This is a genomic window from Paraburkholderia solisilvae, from assembly GCF_902859875.1.
GTDB lineage: Bacteria > Pseudomonadota > Gammaproteobacteria > Burkholderiales > Burkholderiaceae > Paraburkholderia > Paraburkholderia solisilvae.
This window is the reverse complement of sequence record NZ_CADIKF010000129.1, coordinates 1-1182: the sequence shown is the minus strand read 5'-3', so window position 1 is coordinate 1182 and position 1182 is coordinate 1. Positions and strand designations below refer to the sequence as shown.

At 69.3% G+C, this 1182-nt stretch carries 1 protein-coding gene; it reads right to left on the bottom strand.

The genetic code is table 11. The features are described 5' to 3' along the window. Positions 1-1182, bottom strand: a 1182-nt coding sequence (locus HV675_RS32100) for a type II and III secretion system protein family protein (RefSeq protein ID WP_425496151.1), incomplete at both ends; no start/stop codon positions are given.

Sequence of the window (1182 nt, the reverse complement as noted above, 5' to 3'; positions counted from 1 at the left end):
GTCGACGGACCGGGGTGCGGGACCGGCGCGCCAGGCACACTCGCTGGCACACTCGCCGGCACACCCACTGGCGCGCCCGCAGCCCCACCCACCGGCACACCCGGTACACCCGGCACACCCGGCGCCACCGGCACGACCGGCGCGTTCAGATTCACGGCGCCCGTCTGCGCCGGCATGCCGGCCGGCACGCTGCCCGACGGGCCGGGCGCGACCGCGGGCGACCCCGAGGCCGGTGCAGCCGGCGCCGCGGGCTGCTTGCCTTCCATGTTGCCGGTCGCGTACAAGGTCGCTTCGTCGACGTTCGCGAAGCTGTCGGTCGGCATCGGGTACACCTTCGGCAGCGGCTTCGCGAGCCGCGGCGTGACGACGAACACGAGTTCGGTCTTGTCCTCCTGGAAGCTCGTGCTGCGGAACAGCGCGCCAAGCACCGGCACTTCGCCGATGCCGGGCAGCGCCTTGATCGTGCCCGTCACATTGCTCTTCATCAGGCCGCCGATCGCAAAGCTCTGGCCGTCGTAGACCTGCAGCGTGGTGGTCGCGCGGCGCGTCGTGATGAGCGGCAGAATCGCCGTGCTGTTCACGCCGCCCGCGGTCACCGCGACGCCGGTCGGCGACAGCTCCGAGACTTCCGGCGCGACCTTCAGGTTGATGCGGCCGTTATCGAGCACGGTCGGCGTGAACGTGAGGCCGACACCGAACAGCTCTTCCTGCAGCGTGATCGTCGTGCCGCCGGTGCCGTTGCTTTGCGGCACCGGGATAAACACCTTGCCGCCCGCGAGAAAGCTCGCTTCCTGCCCGCTGATCGCCATCAGGTTCGGTTCGGCGAGAATCTTCACGAGCTGGTCGTTCTTTTGCGCGTCGATCGCGAGATTGAGCGGCAGGTTGTTCGACTTCGATGCCGCCGCGATACCGAGGCCGCCCGACAGGAACTGCGCGAGCAGGCCGAAGCTCCACGTGCCGATGCTGCCTTGCAGGTTGGCCTGCGCGCCGAGCTGATCGACGAGCGTCTTCGATACTTCGGCTACCTTGACTTCGAGCATCACCTGTTGCGGCGCGGCGACATGCATCATGTTGATCACGCGCTGCGACTTGTCGCCGCCGTTGAGTCCGGGAGGCGCGCCACCGCCGCCGCCGAAGTTCGCGGCGACCGGCAGAAGCCCGGCGGCCGGCAACGGGCCCGCC